Consider the following 1,673-nt stretch of genomic DNA (forward strand, 5'->3'; position numbering starts at 1 on the left):
TTTCGACGTGCCGGTCGGCGTGAACGGCGATTGCTACGACCGCTACCTGGTTCGCGTCGAAGAAATGCGCCAGTCGATCCGCATCGCGAAACAGTGTATTGAGTGGCTCCGCAAGAATCCGGGCCCGGTGATGACCGACAATCACAAGGTCGCACCGCCGTCGCGCGTCGGCATGAAGACCAACATGGAAGACTTGATTCACCACTTCAAGCTCTTCACCGAAGGTTTCCATGTGCCGGAAGGCGAAGCGTACGCGGCGGTCGAGCATCCGAAGGGCGAGTTCGGCATCTACCTCGTGTCGGACGGTGCCAACAAGCCGTATCGCCTCAAGATTCGCGCACCGGGTTTCGCGCACCTGGCGTCGCTCGACGAAATGGCGCGCGGTCACATGATCGCCGACGCCGTCACGATCATCGGTACGCAGGACATCGTGTTCGGCGAAATCGATCGCTAATGGTTGCGCCGCCCGTTTGTCGCGGGCGGCGAGCGGTAAGTCACACGCGAAGTCACATGCTGCATGCGCTGAACCGGCGCGGCTTCGCAAGCTGTCAACAGAGTGAGCGCCAGGTCTGCCGTCCATGCACCCCAGTGTGCGGCAGGTTGTTCGTTCGGTAGGAATTGAAAGAGTCGTGTCTGAAAATGATCTCAGCTGAAGGCCTGAAGGAAATCGATCGAGCGTTGACGAAGTATCCCGCCGATCAGAAACAGTCCGCCGTGATGTCGGCGTTGGCCGTTGCTCAGGAAGAGCACGGCTGGCTGTCGCCCGAACTGATGCAGTTCGTCGCGGACTATCTCGGCATGCCGGCCGTTGCCGTGCAGGAAGTCGCGACGTTCTACACGATGTACGAGCTCAACCCGGTCGGCAAGCACAAGATCACGCTCTGTACGAACCTGCCGTGCCAGCTTGGCCCGCACGGCGGCGCGGAAGCGACTGCCGACTACCTGAAACAGAAGCTGGGCATCGGCTTCGGCGAGACCACGCCTGACGGCAAGTTCACGCTGAAGGAAGGCGAATGCATGGGCTCGTGCGGCGATGCGCCGGTGCTGCTGGTGAACAATCACAGAATGTGCAGCTTCATGAGCCGCGAGAAGATCGACCAGCTGCTTGAGGAGCTCTCGAAATGACGTCCCTCCACGACCGTCACATCAAACCGCTGATCCTCGCTGGTCTGAACGGCGAGAACTGGCATCTCGAAGATTACGTCGCGCGCGGCGGCTACAAGCAGCTGCGCCGCATTCTCGAAGAAAAGATTCCGCCCGAGCAGGTGATCGCCGACGTCAAGGCGTCGGGCCTGCGCGGCCGCGGCGGTGCGGGTTTTCCGACCGGCCTGAAGTGGAGCTTCATGCCGCGTCAGTTCCCGGGGCAGAAGTACCTCGTCTGCAACTCGGACGAAGGCGAGCCGGGCACGTTCAAGGATCGCGACATCCTGCGCTGGAACCCGCACGCGCTGATCGAAGGCATGGCCATCGGCGCGTACGCGATGGGCATCACGGTCGGCTACAACTACATCCACGGCGAGATCTTCGAAGTGTATCGACGCTTCGAGGCCGCGCTCGATGAAGCGCGCGCAGCGGGCTTCCTCGGCGACAACATCATGGGCTCGGAATTCTCGTTCCAGCTGCACGCGCACCACGGTTACGGCGCGTACATCTGCGGCGAGGAAACGGCGCTG

1 protein-coding gene and 2 pseudogenes are annotated in these 1,673 nt (G+C 61.6%); all 3 read left to right on the plus strand.

Annotated elements, in window-relative coordinates; genetic code table 11:
• Window positions 1-454, plus strand: a pseudogene (locus FOZ70_RS38465) (NADH-quinone oxidoreductase subunit D); the annotation flags it as partial.
• Window positions 455-639: 185 nt separating this feature from the next.
• Window positions 640-1,125: an NADH-quinone oxidoreductase subunit NuoE gene (gene nuoE / locus FOZ70_RS37660; protein WP_006756903.1), complete on the plus strand. Its 486-nt coding sequence runs from the start codon at window positions 640-642 to the stop codon at window positions 1,123-1,125.
• Window positions 1,122-1,673, plus strand: a pseudogene (locus FOZ70_RS37665) (NADH-quinone oxidoreductase subunit F); the annotation flags it as partial. The gene nuoE and the pseudogene FOZ70_RS37665, both read left to right, overlap by 4 nt.

It is taken from the genome of Burkholderia sp. COPS (assembly GCF_019425585.1).
GTDB classification, from domain to species: Bacteria; Pseudomonadota; Gammaproteobacteria; order Burkholderiales; family Burkholderiaceae; genus Burkholderia; species Burkholderia cepacia.